This is a genomic window from Streptomyces sp. NRRL S-87 (genome assembly GCF_000719335.1).
Taxonomy (GTDB): Bacteria; Actinomycetota; Actinomycetes; order Streptomycetales; family Streptomycetaceae; genus Streptomyces.
The window spans coordinates 1-18,798 of the sequence record NZ_JOGB01000007.1 but is presented as its reverse complement, the minus strand read 5'-3'; the positions used below and the strand labels follow the sequence as shown (position 1 = coordinate 18,798).

The following is an 18,798-nucleotide window of genomic DNA, read 5'->3' as shown; positions in this document are numbered from 1 at the left end:
TCTTGGCCGGTGACGTCGATGCGCCCCCGGTCCCCCATGCTGCCCGTACTGGCCGCCGCCCTGGCCCTCGCGGGCTGCTCGTCGGGTGACGCGCGGGCGGAGGTCACTCCCCCGCCCGCCCCTCCCGCGGACGTGGCCGAGCTGTGTGCGGCGCTGCACGACGCGCTCCCGGAGACGGTGGCCGGCCAGGACCGGGAGGACCCCGAACCCGCGTCCGATCTGACCGCCGCGTGGGGCGGCGCAGCGATCGTACTGCGCTGCGGTGTCCCGAAGCCCGTCGACCTGATTTCCGCACTCGCCGACACGAGCGCGGGCCAGGTCGAGGTGAACGGCGTGGGTTGGATGATCGCCAAGCGACGCGAGGACGGTTCGGTCAGGTTCGTCACCGCGTCGCGCCTCGCCTACGTCGAGGTGGTCGTGGACGCGGAGCACGCCACGGACGCCGGTCTGGTCGTCCCCCTGGGTCCCGCCATCGAGAAGACGGTCCCCAAGGGCGTCTCCTCGTACTGACGCCCCGCCCCCTGCTTCACGTACGGCCGCCCGCCGGGGTCTCCCGGCGGGCGGCCGTACGGACGTCGGGGCCGGCTAGCGCAGGCCGGTCGAGCGGCGCATGGCGGCCTGGATCAGGCGGTCCACCAGCTCCGGGTACGAGACCCCGGACTCCTGCCACATCCGCGGGTACATGGAGATGGGGGTGAAGCCGGGCATGGTGTTGATCTCGTTGATGACGAACCGGCCGTCCTCGGTGAGGAAGAAGTCGGCGCGCACCAGGCCCTCGCAGGCGGCGGCCTCGAAGGCCTCGACGGCCAGGCGCTGCACCTCGGCGGTCTCCTCCGCGGTGAGCGGGGCCGGGACGAGACCGGCGGCCGAGTCGATGTACTTGGCCTCGAAGTCGTAGAAGTCGTGGCTGGAGACCGGCGGGATCTCGGCCGGGACGCTGGCGCGCGGGCCGTCCTCGAACTCCAGGACGCCGCACTCGATCTCGCGACCGCGCAGCAGCGCCTCGACGAGGATCTTGGGGTCGTGGCGGCGGGCCTCTTCGAGCGCCTCGTCGAGGCCGGAGAGGTCGTCGACCTTGGTGATGCCCACGGACGAGCCGCCGCGGGCGGGCTTGATGAACAGCGGCCAGCCGTGCTCGCCGGCGAAGTCCACGATCTTCTTGCGGGCGGCGGACGGGTCGGCGTCCCACTCGCGCGGCCGGACGACCGTGTACGGGCCGACCTCCAGGCCGAAGGAGACGAAGACGCGCTTCATGTACTCCTTGTCCTGGCCCACGGCCGAGGACAGGACGCCGGAGCCCACGTACGGGATCCCGGAGAGCTCCAGCAGGCCCTGGAGGGTGCCGTCCTCGCCGTAGGGGCCGTGCAGCATGGGGAAGACGACGTCGACCTCGCCCAGGGCCTTGGGGACCGCACCGGGCTCGGTGTAGACGACCTCGCGGCTGGCGGGGTCGACGGGGAGCACGACGCCGCCGTCGGCGGACTCCGCCAGCTCGGCGACGTTCGGCAGCTTGCGGTCGGCGATGGCCATGCGCTCGGGGGCGTCGGCGGTCAGCGCCCAGCGGCCGTCCGTGGTGATGCCGATGGGCAGCACTTCGTACTTGGACCGGTCGATCGCCCGCAGGACCGCGCCCGCGGTGACGACCGAGATGGCGTGCTCCGAGCTGCGGCCGCCGAAGACGACGGCCACGCGCGGCTTGCGGCCCTGCTGCTCAGGGGTCTGGGGGAGGTTCTCGCTGCTCATATCGGCTTGAGCGTACCCGCTCAGACGTCCGGAAAGGAGTCAGCGCCGTTCCGGTTTGGCGCTTCGTCCCATGAGCTCCTTCAGTGCGACCACGGGCGGCTTGCCGTTGTGGACGATGTCGACCACCGTGCCCGTGATGGGCATGTCGACGCCGTGGCGGCGGGCCAGATCGGCCACCGACTCGCAGGACTTGACGCCCTCGGCGGTCTGCCGGGTGACCGCGATGGTCTCCTCCAGCGTCATGCCGCGGCCGAGGTTGGTGCCGAAGGTGTGGTTGCGCGAGAGGGGCGAGGAGCAGGTGGCGACGAGGTCGCCCAGGCCGGCCAGGCCCGAGAAGGTGAGCGGGTCGGCACCCATCGCCAGGCCGAGCCGGGTGGTTTCGGCCAGGCCGCGGGTGATGAGGGAGCCCTTGGCGTTGTCGCCCAGGCCCATGCCGTCGGCGATGCCGACGGCGAGGCCGATGACGTTCTTGACCGCGCCGCCCAGTTCGCAGCCGACGACGTCGGTGTTGGTGTAAGGGCGGAAGTACGGGGTGTGGCAGGCGGCCTGGAGGCGGCGGGCCACGGTCTCGTCGGCGCAGGCGACGACGGAGGCGGCGGGCTGCCGGGCGGCGATCTCGCGGGCCAGGTTGGGGCCGGTGACGACCGCGACGCGCTCCGCGGGGACCTTGGCGACCTCCTCGATGACCTCGCTCATCCGCTTGGCGGTGCCGAGTTCGATGCCCTTCATCAGGGAGACGAGGACGGTGTCGGCGGGCAGCAGCGGGGCCCACTCGGCGAGGTTGCCGCGCAGGGTCTGCGAGGGCACGGCCAGGACGGTGAAGTCGGCGCCGCGAGCGGCCTCGGCGGGGTCGGTGGTGGCGCGGACCGCGGCGGGCAGTTCGATGCCGGGGAGGTAGTCCGGGTTGGTGTGCCCGGTGTTGACCGCGTCGGCGAGTTCCTGGCGGCGGCCCCAGAGGGTGACCTCGCAGCCGGCGTCGGCCAGGACCATGCCGAAGGCGGTGCCCCAGGAGCCGGTTCCGAAGACGGCCGCCTTCAGTGGGCGGTCCGGGCGCGCCGGGCCGGTGTCCGTTGCGCTCACTTGGCGCCCTCCCCTGCGGCCTTGCGGCGCTGTTCGGCGCGGGCCTGGCGGTGGTCGTACGGGCGCTCCGGGGCGGGCTCGCCGCGCAGCTCCTGCAGGAGCGCGGTGATGGCCGCCATGATGACCGCGGTGACCTCCTTGAGGACCTCCGGGGTGGGCTCGCGGTCGTAGAAGTCCGAGAGGTCCACGGGCGGGCCGGCGAGCACCTTGAGGGTCTTGCGGGGGAACAGGTTGACCTTGTTCTCCTTGGCGTAGGGCGGCATCACCTCGTTGGCGCCCCACTGGGCCACGGGAACGACCGGAGCCCTGGTCATCAGGGCGACCCGGGCGGCGCCGGTCTTGCCGGCCATGGGCCACTGGTCGGGGTCCCGGGTGAGGGTGCCCTCGGGGTAGAAGGCCACGCATTCGCCGCGCTCGATGGCGTCCACGGCGGAGCGGAATGCGTCCAGGGCGTTGGTGGTCTCGCGGTAGACGGGGATCTGGCCGGTGCCGCGCAGCATCATGCCCACGAAAGGCGCCTTGAAGAGCGCGGCCTTCGCCAGGAAACGGGGGACCCGTCCGGTGTTGTACTGGAAGTGCGCGTAGGAGAGCGGGTCCAGATACGAGTTGTGATTGACGGCGGTGATAAACCCGCCGTCCGCGGGAATGTGCTCCATTCCCCGCCAGTCCCGCTTGAACAGCACCACCAGCGGCGGTTTTGCGATGACCGCCGCCAGGCGGTACCAGAAGCCGATTCTGCGGCGGGACACTCGGACACCTTCCTCTAGGACCGGGGCGGGGCTGTGGCACCCGGGGGCCGGACAAGTGTGGCCCCGGGTCCGGTCTCTGTCGAGAACACCGTACGCCCCGCTCGCGGGACCGTACCCCCTGCCCGGCGGACCCGGGGGGACAATGGGGCCGACTCGCGCGCTTTTTCGATGAGGGGGGTCGTGACGAACACCGCCTGGACGCTGGTCGTCCCGCTGAAGCCGTTGGGGGCGGCGAAGAGCAGGCTGGCGGCGGCCGCGGGCCCGGCCCGCCCGGCGCTCGCGCTGGCCTTCGCCCTGGACACCGTGGCGGGGGCGCTGGCCTGCGCGGCGGTGCGGGATGTGGTGGTCGTCACGGACGACGCCGTGGCCGGCGCGCGGCTGGCCGGGCTGGGCGCCCGGGTGGTGCCGGACTCCCCCGCGGCGGGCCTCAACGCGGCCCTGGCGCACGGGGCGCGGGTGGCCCGCGGGGGGCGGCCGGGGGCTGCCGTCGCGGCGATGAACGCGGATCTGCCGGCGCTGCGCCCACCTGAATTGCAACGCGTGCTCGAAAACGCGAGTGCATTTCCCCGGGCATTTCTGGCGGATGCGGCAGGAATCGGAACAACACTGCTTTCCGCCGCGCCGGGCGTGGAATTGGCACCCGCGTTCGGCGGCCCGTCACGGGCCCGGCATTCGGCCTCGGGGGCGGTGGAAATCGTCCTCGCGGGGGTGGAGAGCGTACGTCGGGACGTGGATACCGGAGCGGATCTGGCGGCGGCCGCGGCACTGGGGCTGGGGCCGCGCACGGCGCGGCTCTACCGCCCGCCGGTCCGGGTCGCGGACACCGCCGAACGGACTGCCGGGCGCCTATAGGCTGCGGGTATGCAGGCAACCGCGTACACGTACGAACCCGAGACCCGGACCGGCAGCGTACTGCTGGACGACGGCACCCCGGTGCCCTTCGACGCGCCGGCCTTCGACGCGGGCGGGCTGCGCCTGCTGCGGCCGGGGCAGCGCGTGCGGATCGAGACCGAGGGCGCAGGAACGGGCCTGCGCATCACCCTGGTCACGCTGCAGACCTTCTGAACGGGCCGTTCCGTACGGGCCTTCGGGCAGCCCAGAGGCACCACCATCGCCGGCGGCACTGCGCTGACCTGCGAAGACACCGCGGGCCGGCTTCCCCCACGGGGAAACCGGCCCGGCGTGCGTGAACCCCGTGGGACGTGTGCGTGCGCGCTCCGCGCGAAGGCGTCAGCGGCCGTCAGCGCTTGCGGGTGGTGGTCTTCTTCGCGGTGGCGGTCTTGCGCGCCGTGGTCTTCTTGGCGGGCGCCTTCTTCGCGACGGCCTTCTTCGCGGGGGCCGTCTTCTTCGCGGTGGTCTTCTTCGCCGCCGTGGTCTTGGCCGCGGTGGTCTTCTTCGCAGCGGCGGCGGTGGTGGTCTTCTTGGCCGCGGCGGTGGTCTTCTTGACCGGCGTGGCCTTCTTCGCCGTGGTCTTCTTCGCGGCGGCGGTCTTGGTGGTGGCGGCCTTCTTCGCCGGGGCCGCCTTCTTGGCGGTGGTGGCCTTCTTGGCGGCGGCCTTCTTCACGGTCGAGCGGCTGGTGCCGGCGGCGGCCGCCATCAGGCTGCCCTTGGGCGCCTTCTTGACCGCGACCTCGTCGCCCTTCGGGAGCTTCTTGGTCCCGCTGACCAGGTCCTTGAAGCCCTGACCGGCGCGGAAACGAGGCACGGAGGTCTTCTTGACCCGGACGCGCTCACCCGTCTGCGGGTTGCGCGCGTAGCGGGCCGGACGGTCGACCTTCTCGAACGAGCCGAAGCCCGTGACCGAGACGCGGTCGCCCGCGACGACCGCGCGGACCATCGCGTCGAGTACCGCGTCGACAGCGTCCGCGGCCTGCTGGCGGCCGCCGAGCTTGTCGGCAATCGCTTCTACGAGCTGCGCCTTGTTCACGTCTTCCCCTTCGGAGACATTGCCAGAACGAATGTGTTCAAGCTTTTTCGCACGTTAGGCGGATATATACCGCAAATCAAACACGAAACGGGCTAATCACCCTAGTGCCGCAACGATGCGGACCGTTGCGGAGTTCCTTCGCATCAGTCGCCTTCAGGGAATCGACCCTCGTCAAGGTCCTTCATCAACCTGTCCAGGCGCCTTGCCGCATCGGCGAGATCATGCTTCGCCCCGGCCGTGACGACCAACAGCTTCCGGGTCAGCGCCATCCTTACGCCCTCCGGGACTTGCAGTGTGCGCACCCTTGCGTGTGCTTCTTTCAACCGGTCCGCGACGAGTTCGTAGAGCTCGAGTTGACTGTCGCGTTCCATGCACAGATTGTGCCATCTGGGGCGAGTTGTCGCCTCACAGGGCCTCAACATACGACTGTGCCCCCCGTCGGAAGACGGGGGGCACAGTCGTGGCCGGGCGGCGGATAAGCCCTGATCAGGCCTGAATCGTGCGCGGCTTGAAGGCCGGCCGCACGCTTTCGTACGCCGCGATGTCGGCTTCGTTCTGAAGGGTGAGGGAGATGTCGTCCAGTCCCTCCAGCAGCCGCCAGCGGGCGTTCTCGTCGAGCTCGAACTCCGCCTCGATTCCGGCCGCGCGGACCTTGCGGTCGACGAGGTCGACGGTGATTTCGGCAGTGGGGTCGGCCTCGGTCAGCTCCCACAGCGCGTCCACGGTCTCCTGCGGAAGGACGACCGTGAGCAGCCCGTTCTTGAGCGAGTTGCCGCGGAAGATATCGGCGAAGCGGGCCGAGATCACCGTCTTGAACCCGTAGTTCTGCAGCGCCCAGACGGCGTGCTCGCGGGAGGAGCCGGTGCCGAAGTCGGGGCCGGCGACCAGGACGGTGGCGCCCTGGCGCTCGGGGCGGTTCAGGACGAACTCGGGGTCCTTGCGCCAGGCCTCGAAGAGCCCGTCCTCGAACCCGTCGCGGGTGATCTTCTTCAGCCAGTGGGCCGGGATGATCTGGTCGGTGTCGACGTTGCTGCGGCGCAGCGGGACGGCCCGGCCGGTGTGCGTGGTGAAGGCTTCCATGGGTGATCAGACTCCGGCGGGCGTGGGGGCGTCGGTCAGGTCGGCGGGCGAGGCCAGGTGGCCCAGGACCGCGGTGGCGGCGGCCACCTGCGGGGAGACCAGGTGCGTACGGCCGCCCTTGCCCTGCCTGCCCTCGAAGTTGCGGTTGGAGGTGGACGCGGAGCGCTCACCGGGCGCCAGTTGGTCGGGGTTCATGCCCAGACACATGGAGCAGCCCGCGTGCCGCCACTCGGCGCCGGCGTCCTTGAAGACCTTGTCCAGGCCCTCCTCGACGGCCTGCAGGGCCACCCGGACGGAGCCCGGGACGACCAGCATCCGTACGCCGTCGGCGACTTTGCGGCCCCCGATGACGTCGGCGACCGCGCGCAGGTCCTCGATGCGGCCGTTGGTGCAGGAACCTACGAAGACGGTGTCCACCTTGATGTCCCGCAGCGGCTGCCCGGCGGTCAACCCCATGTACTCCAGGGCCTTTTCGGCGGCCAGGCGCTCCGAAGCGTCCTCGTACGAAGCCGGGTCGGGGACGTTCGCGGAGAGCGGCGCGCCCTGGCCCGGGTTGGTGCCCCACGTGACGAACGGCGACAGCGACGAGCCGTCGATGACGACCTCGGCGTCGAAGACGGCGTCCTCGTCGGTGCGCAGGGTCTTCCAGTAGGCGACCGCGTCGTCCCAGTCCTGGCCCTGGGGGGCGTGGTCGCGGCCCTGGAGGTAGTCGAAGGTGGTCTGGTCGGGGGCGATCATGCCCGCCCGCGCACCGGCCTCGATCGACATGTTGCAGATGGTCATCCGCGCCTCCATCGAGAGCTTCTCGACGGCCTCACCGCGGTACTCCAGGACGTAGCCCTGGCCGCCGCCGGTGCCGATCTTGGCGATGATCGCCAGGATCAGGTCCTTGGCCGTGACACCCTCGGCCAGCTCGCCCGTGACCGTGATCGCCATGGTCTTGGGGCGGGCCAGCGGCAGCGTCTGGGTGGCCAGCACGTGCTCGACCTGGCTGGTGCCGATGCCGAAGGCCAGCGCGCCGAAGGCGCCGTGGGTGGAGGTGTGGGAGTCACCGCAGACCACGGTGGTGCCGGGCTGGGTCAGTCCCAGCTGCGGTCCCACCACGTGGACAACGCCCTGCTCGACGTCGCCCAGCGGGTGCAGCCGGACGCCGAACTCCGCGCAGTTCTTGCGCAGCGTCTCCAGCTGGGCCCGGGAGACCGGGTCCGCGATGGGCTTGTCGATGTCGAGCGTGGGGGTGTTGTGGTCCTCGGTCGCGATGGTGAGGTCGAGGCGCCGGACCTTGCGGCCGTTCTGGCGCAGGCCCTCGAAGGCCTGCGGGCTGGTCACCTCGTGCAGCAGGTGAAGATCGATGAAGAGGAGGTCGGGCTCGCCCTCGGCGCGCCGGACGACGTGGTCGTCCCAGACCTTCTCCGCGAGTGTCCTACCCATCGCTTTCCCTCCGGTCGGCAGGTGTGCCGACGCTTCTAGAGATCTTTTCGGGCCGCGGCCGCCCGTACCCCACAGCCGGGCGGCGGGCTCTGACCCGCTGGTTTCCGGGTCCGCACCTCTAGCCTGGCGGGTTCTCGGGAAAATTGAACTTGCGTTTCACAGTGTGAGACGTGAATATCGTTGCATGGACAACTCTAGCGGCGTCGGCGTTCTCGACAAGGCAGCGCTCGTGCTGAGCGCTCTGGAGTCCGGTCCGGCCACCCTCGCCGGGCTGGTCGCGGCGACAGGGCTCGCACGACCCACGGCACATCGCCTTGCCGTGGCTTTGGAACACCACCGGATGGTGGCGAGGGACATGCAGGGCAGGTTCATCCTCGGCCCGCGGCTGGCGGAGCTCGCCGCCGCTGCCGGCGAGGACCGCCTGCTGGCCACGGCTGGACCGGTACTCACCCACCTCCGTGACGTGACGGGCGAGAGCGCGCAGCTCTACCGCCGTCAGGGAGACATGCGCATCTGCGTGGCGGCCGCGGAGCGGCTGTCCGGCCTTCGGGACACCGTCCCGGTGGGCTCCACGCTCACCATGAAGGCCGGCTCCTCCGCGCAGATCCTCATGGCCTGGGAGGAGCCCGAGCGGCTGCACCGCGGCCTGCAGGGCGCGCGGTTCACGGCGACGGCCCTGTCGGGCGTACGGCGCCGCGGCTGGGCCCAGTCGATCGGCGAGCGGGAGCCGGGCGTGGCCTCGGTCTCCGCGCCCGTGCGGGGCCCCTCGAACCGCGTGGTGGCCGCCGTGTCCGTCTCCGGGCCGATCGAGCGGCTCACCCGGCACCCGGGCCGGATGCACGCGCAGGCCGTCATCGACGCCGCCGCGCGCCTGAGTGAGGCCCTGCGCCGCTCCGGCTGACCCGGAACCCGTCCTTCCGGCCCGGAGGCGCCCACGGCGCCGCACACGTCCTAACAGGCGCCTCCGAGCCCCGGCTTCACGGCCCCCCGCACCGCGGGGGGCCTTTTCACGCGCTCCGGCCGCGGCCCGGCGGGGCGGACGGAAGCGGAACGCGGAAAGACCCTCCGTGAAGATCACGGAGGGTCTTTCCTGTGCGTACCCCCGACCGGATTCGAACCGGCGCTACCGCCTTGAGAGGGCGGCGTGCTAGGCCGCTACACAACGGGGGCAAGATCTGTAGTTTTACCAGATCAGCTGGCCTACCTGGACTCGAACCAAGACTAACTGAACCAGAATCAGTCGTGCTGCCAATTACACCATAGGCCACTGGTGGTTTATACCAGTTGGTACCCCCGACCGGATTCGAACCGGCGCTACCGCCTTGAGAGGGCGGCGTGCTAGGCCGCTACACAACGGGGGCCCTAGCGATCCTGCATCGAGGCGTCCGGGAGCTACCCAGGAGACCTCGCGGGAAGGATCTGTACCCCCGACCGGATTCGAACCGGCGCTACCGCCTTGAGAGGGCGGCGTGCTAGGCCGCTACACAACGGGGGCAAGCACTGCATGCGCACTGCGCTGGGGTACCAGGACTCGAACCTAGAACAACTGAACCAGAATCAGCCGTGTTGCCAATTACACCATACCCCACCAAAACTCAACCCCCTGTGGGGGTCTCATTCAGTGGCGCCTCCGGCTTCCCGGCCTTTCGGCCCGCCCCGGCGGCGCAGAAAGAACATTACCGGAAGGGTGAGCCAGCTCCAAAACGGGTATCCATGGCCAGCACTCCGGGGAGCTCCGCGAGCCCTGTGATGCGGTGGACGCCGGGCGGTACGGCGCCCGTCCCGAGCCCCTCCCGGTCCAGCCAGATGCCCGTGAGTCCGGCGTCGCAGGCGCCCTGCGCGTCGATGTCGAGCCGGTCCCCCACGTACGCCACCTCCCCCGGCGCCAGCCCGAGGGCGTCGCAACCGGCCCGGAAGGCCCCGGCGTCCGGCTTGCTCACGCCCAGTTCGGCGGCGCACAGCAGCACCTCGAAGCGCTCGCGGACGCCGAGGTCGCGCAGCTTGCCGTCCTGGTTGGCGTACGAGGAGTTCGACAGCGCCCCGTGCCGGTGGCTGGCGGCCAGGGCGTCCAGGACCGGCAGCGTGTCCGGGAACAGGGCCCAGGCGGCCCTGTAGTGGGCCACGTACCGGTCGAACCAGGCGTCGGCCTCGGCGTCGCCCAGCGCGGGCCGTCCGGTGAAGTCGCGCACCCGGTCCCGGCGCTGGCCCTGGAAGTCCACCAGCCCCGCCGCGAAGCGGTCCCAGTGCCGGTCGGTGACCTCGCGCCACACCCCGAGGGCCCGGGCCGCGTCGCCGTACGCGCCGTCCAGGCCCTCCTGCGCCAGGTGCCGCGCCAGTCCCGCCCGGTCGGCCCCCGTGTAGTCGAAGATCGTGTCGTCGATGTCCCACAGCACTGCGCGGATCCCCATGCCCCCGAGCATGCCACGGGGGGAGCCGCCGGCGTGGCGTGCATCACCTGGATGCAGGGGCCGGCGGGACCGCGCCCGACGGCCGCCGGCCCGTGTGGCCGTTCTCACCCGCGCCGGGGTCCGCGGGCCCGTGAAACGCCGTCGGGGGCGGCCTCCCGGGGGTCCGGGAGGCCGCCCCCGACGGGGGGTGCGGTGCGGGTCAGGCGGCGAGCTTCGCCAGGGCCGCGTCGATCCGGGCGAGGGTGCGCTCCTTGCCCAGGATCTCGAGGGACTCGAAGAGCGGCAGGCCGACGGTGCGGCCGGTGACGGCGACGCGGACCGGGGCCTGGGCCTTGCCGAGCTTGAGGCCGTGGGCCTCGCCGGCGGCCAGGACGGCCTCCTTCAGGGACTCGGCGCTGTTCCAGTCGGCCGCGTCGAGCTTCTCGCGGGCGGTGGTGAGCAGGGCCGCCGGGTCGCCCTTCATCGCCTTGTCCCAGGAGGCCTCGTCGAAGACGGGCTCGGGCAGGAAGAGGAAGTCGACGTTGGCCGTGATCTCCGACAGGACGGTCACGCGGGTCTGGGCGTGCGGCGCGATGGCCTCCCAGGCGGCCTGGTCGAAGTCCTCCGGCGCCCAGGGGGCGTGCGGGGCGGCCAGCCACGGGGTGCAGGCGTCCGCGAAGTCCTTCGGGTCGAGCCGGCGGATGTGCTCGGCGTTGATCGCCTCGCACTTCTTCAGGTCGAAGCGCGCCGGGTTGGCGTTCACGTCGGAGATGTCGAACTTGGCGACCATCTCGTCGATCGTGAACAGGTCCTGGTCGGCGGAGAAGGACCAGCCGAGCAGCGAGAGGTAGTTCAGCAGGCCCTCGGGCAGGAAGCCGCGTTCGCGGTAGATGTTCAGCGAGGCCTGCGGGTCGCGCTTGGAGAGCTTCTTGTTGCCCTCGCCCATGACGTACGGCAGGTGGCCGAAGGACGGGACGTCCTTGGCGACGCCGAGCTCGATGAGCGCCTTGTAGAGGGCGATCTGCCGCGGGGTGGAGGACAGCAGGTCCTCGCCGCGCAGCACGTGCGTGATCTCCATCAGGGCGTCGTCGACCGGGTTCACCAGCGTGTACAGCGGCGCGCCGTTGGCCCGGAGGATGCCGTAGTCCGGCACGTTCTCCGGGGTGAAGGTCAGCTCGCCGCGGACCAGGTCGTTGAAGGTGATCGGCTCGTCCGGCATCCGGAAGCGCACGATCGGGGTGCGGCCCTCGGCCTCGTACACGGCCTTCTGCTCGGCGGTCACCGTGCGGCACATGCCGTCGTAGCCGGACGGGCGGCCCTCACGGCGGGCGAGCTCGCGGCGCTCGTCGAGCTCCTCGGTGGTGCAGTAGCAGTGGTAGGCGTAGCCGCCGTCCAGGAGCTTGGCCGCGACGTCCTTGTAGATGTCCATCCGCTGCGACTGGCGGTACGGCTGGTGCGGGCCGCCGACCTCGGGGCCCTCGTCCCAGGTGAAGCCGAGCCACTTCAGGGAGTCGAGGAGCTGCTCGTACGACTCCTCGGAGTCCCGGGCCGCGTCGGTGTCCTCGATGCGGAAGACGAACGTGCCGCCGTGGTGGCGGGCGAACGCCCAGTTGAAGAGGGCCGTACGGACCAGACCCACATGGGGGTTGCCGGTCGGGGAGGGACAGAAACGTACGCGGACGTTCGCGTTAGCCACGCTTGATCACCTTGTTGGTGAGAGTGCCGATGCCTTCGATGGTGACGGCGACCTCGTCGCCGACGTTGAGCGGGCCGACGCCCGCGGGGGTGCCCGTGAGGACCACGTCGCCGGGGAGCAGCGTCATGGCCTCGGTGATGTGCACGATCAGGTCCTCGATGGGACGGATCATGTCGGCGGTGCGGCCGAGCTGGCGCTGCTCGCCGTTGACCGTGCACTGGATCGCGAGATCGCTCGGGTCCAAGTCGGTCTCGATCCAGGGGCCGAGGGGACAGGCGCTGTCGAAGCCCTTGGCGCGGGCCCACTGCTTCTCGCGCTCCTGGACGTCGCGCGCGGTGACGTCGTTGGCGCAGGTGTAGCCGAGGATCACGTCCTTGACGCGCTCGCGCGGGACCTCGCGGCACATCCGGCCGATGACCACGGCCAGCTCGGCCTCGTGGTGCAGCTCCTGGGAGAAGGAGGGGTACACGATCGGGTCGCCCGAGCCGACCACGGAGGTGGAGGGCTTGAAGAACGCGACCGGGACCTCGGGGACCTCGTGACCGAGCTCCGCCGCGTGCTCCGCGTAGTTGCGGCCGATGGCCACGACCTTGTTGGGGAGTACGGGCGGCAGCAGACGGACCTTGCTCAGCGGGACCTTCGTGCCCGACAGCTCGAAGTCCGCGAACGGGATGCCCTTGATGATGTCGAGGACGAGCTCGTCGGGAGCGCTGCCCTCGACCGCGCCGAAGGCGACATTGCCGTCGATGGAGAACCTGGCGATGCGCACGGGAAGGTGGTGCCCCTCACTGGTCTGGACGGGACCGGGTGGCCCTGGTGTGACCGTCCTGGTGCGGAATCCCGTCACCCCAGGCTATCCCGCGGGGGCGCCCCGTCCGCGCCCATGGACCGGCACAGGTCGGCCCGTGCCGCGTACCTGCCGGGCTGCCGCGGATGGGATGCCCCTCCCCCGGCCCGACCCGGCGAGGGGACCCACACACCACGGGACGGCCCCACGAAGCCAGAGCCCGGTGAAGTCCACGCAGCGGGGCTTCAGCGACGGGATCAGACAGCAGCAGCCTCGACCACCGCAGCAGCCGGCGCGACCATCAGCACGGTCCGGCGCGGGTTCGCGGTCTGGGTCGGCAGCTCGACGGCGTGCTCCGGCTGCGCCGGCGCGCCCAGCTCCTCCGCGTCCTTGAGGTGCGCGAGGGTGGTGCGGCGCGGGTTGGCTATGTTGCGGATGATCATCGTCGTCTTCATCGCTGCGTCGGAAACCTTGTCGGTGACGGGGGCCCGTGGGCACCGGTTGTCGGATTTGCCATCCCTGTAAACAGCCAGGCTAAACATCCGACTACCCGGGAAACTCTGGTTCCTTGTGCGATCACCATGTGAGTTTGCTCACCAGGGGACGGGCAATAGGGACATTACGCCCAGTCAATCAGCCCGGACAAAAGGAACATTACGCCACTGAATCTGCCATTCCGCTCCTGATCATGGCGACTAGGACATGCCAAGCGCGTAAGCGATTCATAAGCCAAAGTCCGATTCGCCCCGAATCCCTGTCCACGCGCCGTAGCACTCCCGACACGTCGGGTCACCGAATCCAAGGGCCGGCACCCGCACCTTGTTGGAGATCCGGCACTGTGCTGGAATTCCCGGGACCGCCGCTGGAACGAGCCGGCGCGCACGGGCGCAACGCAGCGCCGGGCGGCGGTGAGAAGGGGTTAAAGCGCCGGTCACCGACGACCACACCATGGGGCTCGTTAGTGCCCCACGACTCGACACCGTCCCGCCGCTCGCCGGTGGGACGCCTGGTCCAGAGGTTGCGACGCTAGTGCAGGGACGATTCAAGAGGGATGGCGCTGCGGCGGAGCAGGAGCAGCGCGGCGGAACCGACCGAGGCTCCTCGCCCCAGCACGCCCAGAACCACGGGCCGACCGCGGACGGTGGCGACACCGCCTCCGGCGCGGGCCTGAAGGGCAAGGCGAAGGGCAAGGCCGGCAAGGTCGGCAAGGCGGGCAAGGCGAAGAACGCCAAGCCGGCCAAGGACGCCAAGGACATCGCCGCCAAGGGCGACTCCGCGAGCCCGTCGGGCTCCTCCATACCCGCGGCCCCCAGTGGGTCCGGTTCCCGGCTCGCCCTGCAGAACTGGCGCATCTCCACGCGCCTGGTCTCGCTGCTGGCGCTCCCGGTCGTCGCCGCCACCTCGCTGGGTGGCCTGCGTATCAACGAGTCCATGGACGACATGAAGCAGCTGGAGCACATGCAGCTGCTGACGACCATGACGAAGCAGGCGACCGCGCTGGCCGCCGCGCTCCAGGAGGAGCGCGACAAGTCCGCGGGCCCGCTCAAGACCAACCCCGACAAGCCGAACAGCCTCGTCCAGGGCGTCCGGGACAACACCGACGCCGCGTCGGCCGCGTTCATCGACGCCACCCAGAACGTCGACACCCAGGACCAGCGCGACGAGACCCTCGACTCGATCCGCAACAACGTCCTGCAGATCAGCCGCCAGCTGGCCGAGCTGGAGACCATCCGCAAGGGCGCGTACAAGGACGGCGCCCAGCAGACCGTCTCCGAGTACAGCCAGCTGATCACCGCGCTGCTCAGCCTCTCCCAGGACATGGCGCAGGCCACCTCCAGCCCAGAGATGATCAAGCGTACGCGTGCCCTGGTGGCGTTCTCCTCCGCCAAGGAGTACGCCTCGATCCAGCGCGCGGTCATCGCGTACTCGCTCCCCGACAGCCGCGCCAAGACCGGCGAGCTGAAGGAGAACGACCGCCTCTTCGCGTTCGCCGCCCAGAAGTCCGAGAGCCAGGCGCGCAAGACCTTCGACCTCGTCTACCAGGGCAAGGCCGAGGACCTCACCGAGACGCTGAACGACAGCCACGCGGAGATCTCCCAGGCCGAGCACTACGCCCGTCGTGTGCTGAGCAGCCCCCTCCAGTTCTCCAAGGAGGTCAGGTACGGCTCCTGGATGGACTGGTACGACGCGGACGACGTCAAGATCCAGGCCATGAAGAACATCGAGCTCACGCTGCTCGATGACATGGAGCAGAAGGCCCGCGAGCTCAAGAACGAGTCGCAGCGCGATGCGATCATCAACGGTGCGCTGATCCTCCTCGTCCTCGGTGTGTCGCTCGTCGGCGCCTTCGTCGTGGCCCGCTCCATGATCCGCTCGCTGCGCCGGCTGCAGGACACCGCGACCCGGGTCGCCCAGGAACGCCTGCCGGAGCTCGTCAAGCAGCTGTCCGAGACCGACCCGCAGGACGTCGACACCTCCGTGGAATCGGTCGGTGTGCACTCCCGCGACGAGATCGGCCAGGTGGCCGCGGCCTTCGACGACGTGCACCGCGAGGCGGTCCGCCTCGCCGCCGAGCAGGCCCTCCTCCGGGGCAACGTCAACGCGATGTTCACCAACCTCTCGCGCCGTTCGCAGGGTCTCATCCAGCGCCAGCTCTCGCTGATCTCGGAGCTGGAGTCCCGCGAGGCCGACCCGGACCAGCTGTCCTCGCTCTTCAAGCTCGACCACCTCGCGACCCGCATGCGCCGTAACGGCGAGAACCTCCTCGTCCTCGCGGGCGAGGAGCCCGGCCGCCGCTGGACCCGCCCGGTCCCGCTGGTCGACGTCCTGCGTGCCGCCGCGTCCGAGGTGGAGCAGTACGAGCGCATCGAACTGGCCTCGGTCCCCTCGACCGACGTGGCCGGCCGCGTCGTCAACGACCTCGTGCACCTCCTCGCCGAGCTGCTGGAGAACGCCACCTCGTTCTCCTCCCCGCAGACCAAGGTCAAGGTCACCGGTCACGCGCTGCCCGACGGCCGCGTGCTGGTCGAGATCCACGACACCGGCATCGGCCTGTCCCCCGAGGACCTGGCCTCCATCAACGAGCGACTCGCGTCGCCGCCCACCGTGGACGTCTCGGTCTCGCGCCGCATGGGTCTGTTCGTGGTCGGCCGCCTGTCCCTGCGACACGGCATCCGCATCCAGCTGCGCCCGTCCGACTCCGGCGGTACGACGGCCCTCGTCATGCTCCCGGTCGACGTCGCCCAGGGCGGCCAGAAGCCGGGCGGCGCCCCGGGTGCCCCCGGCCAGGGCGGCACCCCGCGTCCGGCCGGTGCCGGCGCGCCCCAGGGCGGTGCGGCCGCGCGCCTCGCCGCCGGTGCCTCCGCGGGCCGCGGTCAGGTGGCCGCGGGCGGCAACCGGACCGCGCTGTCCGGCCGCGACGGCGGTCAGCGCCCCGGCGGTCCGCAGCAGGGCGGTGCCCGGCCGCAGGGTCCGGGTGCAGGCGGCGGCGCCTTCGGTGCCGGTACGAACGCGTTCGGCGCCGGTTCTCCGCTGCCGCAGCGCGGTACCGGTGCCGGTGCCGGTACCCCGCAGGGCGGCGGCTTCGGCCAGGGCGGCAGCGCCTTCGAGCGCCCCCAGAACCCGCAGGGCCAGCAGAACCCGCAGGGCCCCAAGGCTCCCCAGGCCCCCAAGGCTCCCCAGGCTCCGCAGGCACCCCAGGCTCCGGCCCGGGCCGCCGCGGCCGACCCGCAGCAGCAGCGCGGCCCCCGGCCGCAGCTGCCGCCGCGCGGTGGCGCCGGCGACCGGCCCGAGCTGCCCGGCGGCCCGCAGACGGCCAGCTGGGGCGTGGACCAGGCGGGTCGCGGCGGCCAGGACGTGCCGCGCGGCCACGACGACCGGCAGGGCCCGGGGGCGACCGCCGAGTTCGCCCGACCGGACTTCGGTGCCCCGCAGCCCCAGTCGGGCAGCACCACCGGCCAGTTCGCCGTCCCGGGCCAGCAGAACGGATCCACGACGGGCCAGTTCGCCGCCCCGGGCTACCAGGACGGATCGACCACCGGCCAGTTCGCCGCCCCGGGCTACCAGGACGGATCGACCACCGGCCAGTTCGCCGCTCCCGGCTACCAGGACCCGGCCGCGACCTCGCAGTTCGAGCGTCAGGACTACCAGGCCCCGCGGCCCGGCGGTCCCGGCGTCGGCTCCTACGTCCCCGAGCAGGGTCAGGGCGGCCAGGGCCACCCGGGCGACTTCGGCCGCCCGCAGGCCCCCCGCCTGCCGCAGGGCCACCAGCCCGAGGCGCTGCCGCCGGCCCAGCCCGGTGGCGACGGCCGCACCCCGCTCTTCGACAACCTCGAGTCGAACTGGTACCCGCGCCCGGGCCAGCAGCCCGCGCAGGCACCGTCCGTACCCCAGCAGCCGCAGCAGCAGCAGCAGTTCCAGCAGCCGCTGCAGCCGCAGGGTCCGGCCGCGCTCCAGCGGCCGGCCGCCCCGCAGCACGCCCAGGACCACGGCACCGACGCCCTCACGGCGACCGGTGCCACCCCCACCGTGACCTGGCGCAGCTCCCCCAACGACGAGCTGAGCAAGCAGGCCGAGCGGGTCCGCCAGCCGGCCGCCGGCGGCATCACCACCTCGGGCCTGCCCCGCCGGGTGCCCCGCGCCAACCTGGTGGCGGGTACGGCCCAGACGTCGGCGGACGCCCCCAGCGGGCCCTCCGTCTCGCGCGCCCCCGACGATGTGCGCGGCCGTCTGACCAACCTCCGCCGCGGTATCCAGCAGGGCCGCCAGGCGGGCGGCACCGGTTCGACCGGCAGCTTCCACGTCGGCCCCACTCACCAGCAGGAGCGTTAGTTGAGTTCGATGAGCCAGGCGGCACAGAACCTGAACTGGTTGATCACCAACTTCGTGGACAACACCCCCGGGGTGTCCCACACCGTGGTGGTCTCCGCCGACGGCCTGCTGCTGGCGATGTCCGAAGGCTTCCCCCGGGACCGCGCCGACCAGCTCGCCGCCGTCGCCTCGGGCCTGACCTCGCTGACCGCGGGTGCCTCGCGCATCTTCGAGGGCGGCCCCGTCAACCAGACCGTGGTCGAGATGGACCGGGGATTCCTCTTCCTCATGTCCGTCTCCGACGGTTCCTCGCTGGCCGTGCTGGCGCACCCCGAGTGCGACATCGGCCTCGTGGGCTACGAGATGGCCCTCCTCGTGGACCGCGCGGGCACGGTACTCACCCCGGACCTGCGCGCAGAGCTCCAGGGAAGCCTCCTCGGCTGACCGCCAAAGACCCCGGCCGGACGGTACTTCCGGCCGGGGTTGCCGGGTTCGCGCCAGCGGACCCGGCTGTCCAGTACCACCGTCGGCCGCCGCTCCTCCCCCCACCGGCCCCCTTACGACGGCACGCTGAACGAATGCTGTCCCGCCCGGAGGATCAATGACCCCGCCCCCCGCCTACTCCGATTCGTACGGCGATCAGTCGTACGCGGAAGGCGACCAGCCGCTGGTTCGTCCGTACGCGATGACCGGCGGCCGGACCCGGCCCCGCTACCAGCTCGCGATCGAGGCGCTGGTCAGCACCACGGCCGATCCGGTGCACCTGTCGGGCCTGCTTCCCGAGCACCAGCGCATCTGCACGCTGTGCCGCGAGGTGAAGTCCGTCGCCGAGGTCTCGGCGCTCCTGTCGATGCCGCTCGGTGTGGCCCGGATCCTCGTGGCCGACCTGGCCGAGGCCGGCATGGTGGCCATCCACCAGCCGGGCAACGGCGAAGCCGGCGGAACCCCGGACGTCACGCTCCTCGAAAGGGTGCTCAGTGGACTTCGCAAGCTCTAACGGCGGGGCGACCCGCTCCACCACCTCCGCGAAGATCGTGGTGGCGGGCGGCTTCGGCGTGGGCAAGACCACGTTCGTCGGCGCGGTCTCCGAGATCAACCCCCTGCGCACC

Annotated in this window: 18 protein-coding genes, 5 tRNA genes and 1 pseudogene; 8 read left to right on the top strand and 16 right to left on the bottom strand. The window is 71.2% G+C overall.

The window, feature by feature from the left end; all coding sequences use genetic code 11:
- The first annotated feature begins 18 nt into the window (after positions 1-18).
- Positions 19-510: a DUF3515 domain-containing protein gene (locus tag IF43_RS0106245; RefSeq protein ID WP_030195060.1), complete on the top strand. Its 492-nt coding sequence runs from the start codon at positions 19-21 to the stop codon at positions 508-510.
- A 75-nt stretch (positions 511-585) separates the two neighbouring features.
- Here the strand turns inward: IF43_RS0106245 and IF43_RS0106240 are convergent, their stop codons facing one another.
- Genes IF43_RS0106240 through IF43_RS0106230 form a run of 3 tightly spaced genes read right to left on the bottom strand, consistent with a single transcriptional unit; the run spans position 586 to position 3,572 of the window.
- Positions 586-1,743: a D-alanine--D-alanine ligase family protein gene (locus tag IF43_RS0106240; RefSeq protein ID WP_030195058.1), complete on the bottom strand. Its 1,158-nt coding sequence runs from the start codon at positions 1,741-1,743 to the stop codon at positions 586-588.
- A 39-nt stretch (positions 1,744-1,782) separates the two neighbouring features.
- Entirely contained in the window at positions 1,783-2,823 is a 1,041-nt protein-coding gene (locus IF43_RS0106235) for an NAD(P)H-dependent glycerol-3-phosphate dehydrogenase (protein WP_078909952.1), read from the bottom strand.
- Positions 2,820-3,572, bottom strand: a complete 753-nt coding sequence (locus tag IF43_RS0106230; RefSeq protein WP_030195054.1) for a 1-acyl-sn-glycerol-3-phosphate acyltransferase — start codon at positions 3,570-3,572, stop codon at positions 2,820-2,822. The genes IF43_RS0106235 and IF43_RS0106230 overlap by 4 nt, the downstream gene beginning before the upstream one ends.
- A gap of 180 nt (positions 3,573-3,752) precedes the next feature.
- Between IF43_RS0106230 and cofC the strand changes: the two genes are divergently transcribed.
- The gene (gene cofC, locus IF43_RS0106225; RefSeq protein ID WP_234331974.1) at positions 3,753-4,424 is read left to right on the top strand and encodes a 2-phospho-L-lactate guanylyltransferase; all 672 of its coding nucleotides are present in this window, start codon (positions 3,753-3,755) and stop codon (positions 4,422-4,424) included.
- A 9-nt stretch (positions 4,425-4,433) separates the two neighbouring features.
- Positions 4,434-4,637, top strand: coding sequence for a hypothetical protein (locus tag IF43_RS0106220; RefSeq protein WP_030195048.1), 204 nt, complete (start codon positions 4,434-4,436; stop codon positions 4,635-4,637).
- 175 nt (positions 4,638-4,812) lie between these two features.
- Here IF43_RS0106220 and IF43_RS0106215 read toward each other — a convergent pair whose 3' ends face one another.
- From IF43_RS0106215 to leuC, 4 genes are all read right to left on the bottom strand, one after another.
- Positions 4,813-5,499, bottom strand: coding sequence for an HU family DNA-binding protein (locus tag IF43_RS0106215; RefSeq protein WP_030195046.1), 687 nt, complete (start codon positions 5,497-5,499; stop codon positions 4,813-4,815).
- A gap of 143 nt (positions 5,500-5,642) precedes the next feature.
- On the bottom strand, positions 5,643-5,870 hold the full coding sequence (locus IF43_RS0106210) for a hypothetical protein (protein ID WP_030195044.1): 228 nt from the start codon (positions 5,868-5,870) through the stop codon (positions 5,643-5,645).
- A 115-nt stretch (positions 5,871-5,985) separates the two neighbouring features.
- Positions 5,986-6,579, bottom strand: a complete 594-nt coding sequence (gene leuD / locus IF43_RS0106205; RefSeq protein WP_030195042.1) for a 3-isopropylmalate dehydratase small subunit — start codon at positions 6,577-6,579, stop codon at positions 5,986-5,988.
- A gap of 6 nt (positions 6,580-6,585) precedes the next feature.
- Positions 6,586-8,010: a 3-isopropylmalate dehydratase large subunit gene (leuC, locus tag IF43_RS0106200; RefSeq protein WP_030195039.1), complete on the bottom strand. Its 1,425-nt coding sequence runs from the start codon at positions 8,008-8,010 to the stop codon at positions 6,586-6,588.
- Between the two features lie 184 nt (positions 8,011-8,194).
- Between leuC and ndgR the strand changes: the two genes are divergently transcribed.
- Positions 8,195-8,911, top strand: coding sequence for an IclR family transcriptional regulator NdgR (ndgR, locus tag IF43_RS0106195; protein WP_026278050.1), 717 nt, complete (start codon positions 8,195-8,197; stop codon positions 8,909-8,911).
- 196 nt (positions 8,912-9,107) lie between these two features.
- Here the strand turns inward: ndgR and IF43_RS0106190 are convergent.
- From IF43_RS0106190 to IF43_RS0106150, 9 genes are all read right to left on the bottom strand, one after another.
- Positions 9,108-9,180: transfer RNA gene (locus IF43_RS0106190), tRNA-Glu, on the bottom strand.
- A 25-nt stretch (positions 9,181-9,205) separates the two neighbouring features.
- Positions 9,206-9,277 (bottom strand) — tRNA-Gln (locus IF43_RS0106185).
- A gap of 18 nt (positions 9,278-9,295) precedes the next feature.
- Positions 9,296-9,371 (bottom strand) — tRNA-Glu (locus tag IF43_RS0106180).
- A 61-nt stretch (positions 9,372-9,432) separates the two neighbouring features.
- Positions 9,433-9,505 (bottom strand) — tRNA-Glu (locus IF43_RS0106175).
- 21 nt (positions 9,506-9,526) lie between these two features.
- A tRNA-Gln gene (locus IF43_RS0106170) sits at positions 9,527-9,598 on the bottom strand.
- 88 nt (positions 9,599-9,686) lie between these two features.
- Complete coding sequence (locus IF43_RS0106165; RefSeq protein ID WP_030195024.1) at positions 9,687-10,418, bottom strand: HAD family hydrolase; 732 nt, start codon at positions 10,416-10,418, stop codon at positions 9,687-9,689.
- A gap of 199 nt (positions 10,419-10,617) precedes the next feature.
- Positions 10,618-12,093 carry a glutamate--tRNA ligase gene (gene gltX, locus IF43_RS0106160; RefSeq protein WP_037887503.1) on the bottom strand — a complete coding sequence of 492 codons (1,476 nt, stop codon included), beginning with the start codon at positions 12,091-12,093 and terminating at the stop codon, positions 10,618-10,620.
- Positions 12,086-12,862, bottom strand: coding sequence for a fumarylacetoacetate hydrolase family protein (locus IF43_RS0106155; protein ID WP_030195019.1), 777 nt, complete (start codon positions 12,860-12,862; stop codon positions 12,086-12,088). The genes gltX and IF43_RS0106155 overlap by 8 nt, the downstream gene beginning before the upstream one ends.
- A gap of 275 nt (positions 12,863-13,137) precedes the next feature.
- A complete protein-coding gene (locus IF43_RS0106150) occupies positions 13,138-13,335 on the bottom strand; it encodes a hypothetical protein (RefSeq protein ID WP_030195017.1) in 198 nt (65 codons plus the stop codon).
- A 574-nt stretch (positions 13,336-13,909) separates the two neighbouring features.
- Here IF43_RS0106150 and IF43_RS0106145 point away from each other — a divergent pair.
- The 4 genes and pseudogenes from IF43_RS0106145 to IF43_RS0106130 form a co-directional block, all read left to right on the top strand.
- Entirely contained in the window at positions 13,910-17,710 is a 3,801-nt protein-coding gene (locus IF43_RS0106145) for a nitrate- and nitrite sensing domain-containing protein (RefSeq protein WP_030195014.1), read from the top strand.
- Positions 17,711-17,719: 9 nt separating this feature from the next.
- Positions 17,720-18,133, top strand: a complete 414-nt coding sequence (locus tag IF43_RS0106140; protein ID WP_030195011.1) for a roadblock/LC7 domain-containing protein — start codon at positions 17,720-17,722, stop codon at positions 18,131-18,133.
- Positions 18,134-18,290: 157 nt separating this feature from the next.
- Positions 18,291-18,686 carry a DUF742 domain-containing protein gene (locus tag IF43_RS0106135; protein ID WP_030195010.1) on the top strand — a complete coding sequence of 132 codons (396 nt, stop codon included), beginning with the start codon at positions 18,291-18,293 and terminating at the stop codon, positions 18,684-18,686.
- Positions 18,667-18,798: pseudogene (locus tag IF43_RS0106130) on the top strand (ATP/GTP-binding protein); the annotation flags it as partial. The gene IF43_RS0106135 and the pseudogene IF43_RS0106130, both read left to right, overlap by 20 nt.

What these genes read in the sequence shown, in the direction of transcription:
- IF43_RS0106210 (WP_030195044.1), bottom strand. Translation starts at nt 5,870, where the DNA reads ATGGAACGCGACAGTCAACTCGAGCTCTACGAACTCGTCGCGGACCGG.
- IF43_RS0106220 (WP_030195048.1), top strand. Translation starts at nt 4,434, where the DNA reads ATGCAGGCAACCGCGTACACGTACGAACCCGAGACCCGGACCGGCAGC.
- IF43_RS0106150 (WP_030195017.1), bottom strand. Translation starts at nt 13,335, where the DNA reads ATGAAGACGACGATGATCATCCGCAACATAGCCAACCCGCGCCGCACC.
- IF43_RS0106245 (WP_030195060.1), top strand. Translation starts at nt 19, where the DNA reads ATGCGCCCCCGGTCCCCCATGCTGCCCGTACTGGCCGCCGCCCTGGCC.
- IF43_RS0106165 (WP_030195024.1), bottom strand. Translation starts at nt 10,418, where the DNA reads ATGGGGATCCGCGCAGTGCTGTGGGACATCGACGACACGATCTTCGAC.
- leuD (WP_030195042.1), bottom strand. Translation starts at nt 6,579, where the DNA reads ATGGAAGCCTTCACCACGCACACCGGCCGGGCCGTCCCGCTGCGCCGC.
- IF43_RS0106240 (WP_030195058.1), bottom strand. Translation starts at nt 1,743, where the DNA reads ATGAGCAGCGAGAACCTCCCCCAGACCCCTGAGCAGCAGGGCCGCAAG.
- ndgR (WP_026278050.1), top strand. Translation starts at nt 8,195, where the DNA reads ATGGACAACTCTAGCGGCGTCGGCGTTCTCGACAAGGCAGCGCTCGTG.
- IF43_RS0106140 (WP_030195011.1), top strand. Translation starts at nt 17,720, where the DNA reads ATGAGCCAGGCGGCACAGAACCTGAACTGGTTGATCACCAACTTCGTG.
- IF43_RS0106135 (WP_030195010.1), top strand. Translation starts at nt 18,291, where the DNA reads ATGACCCCGCCCCCCGCCTACTCCGATTCGTACGGCGATCAGTCGTAC.
- leuC (WP_030195039.1), bottom strand. Translation starts at nt 8,010, where the DNA reads ATGGGTAGGACACTCGCGGAGAAGGTCTGGGACGACCACGTCGTCCGG.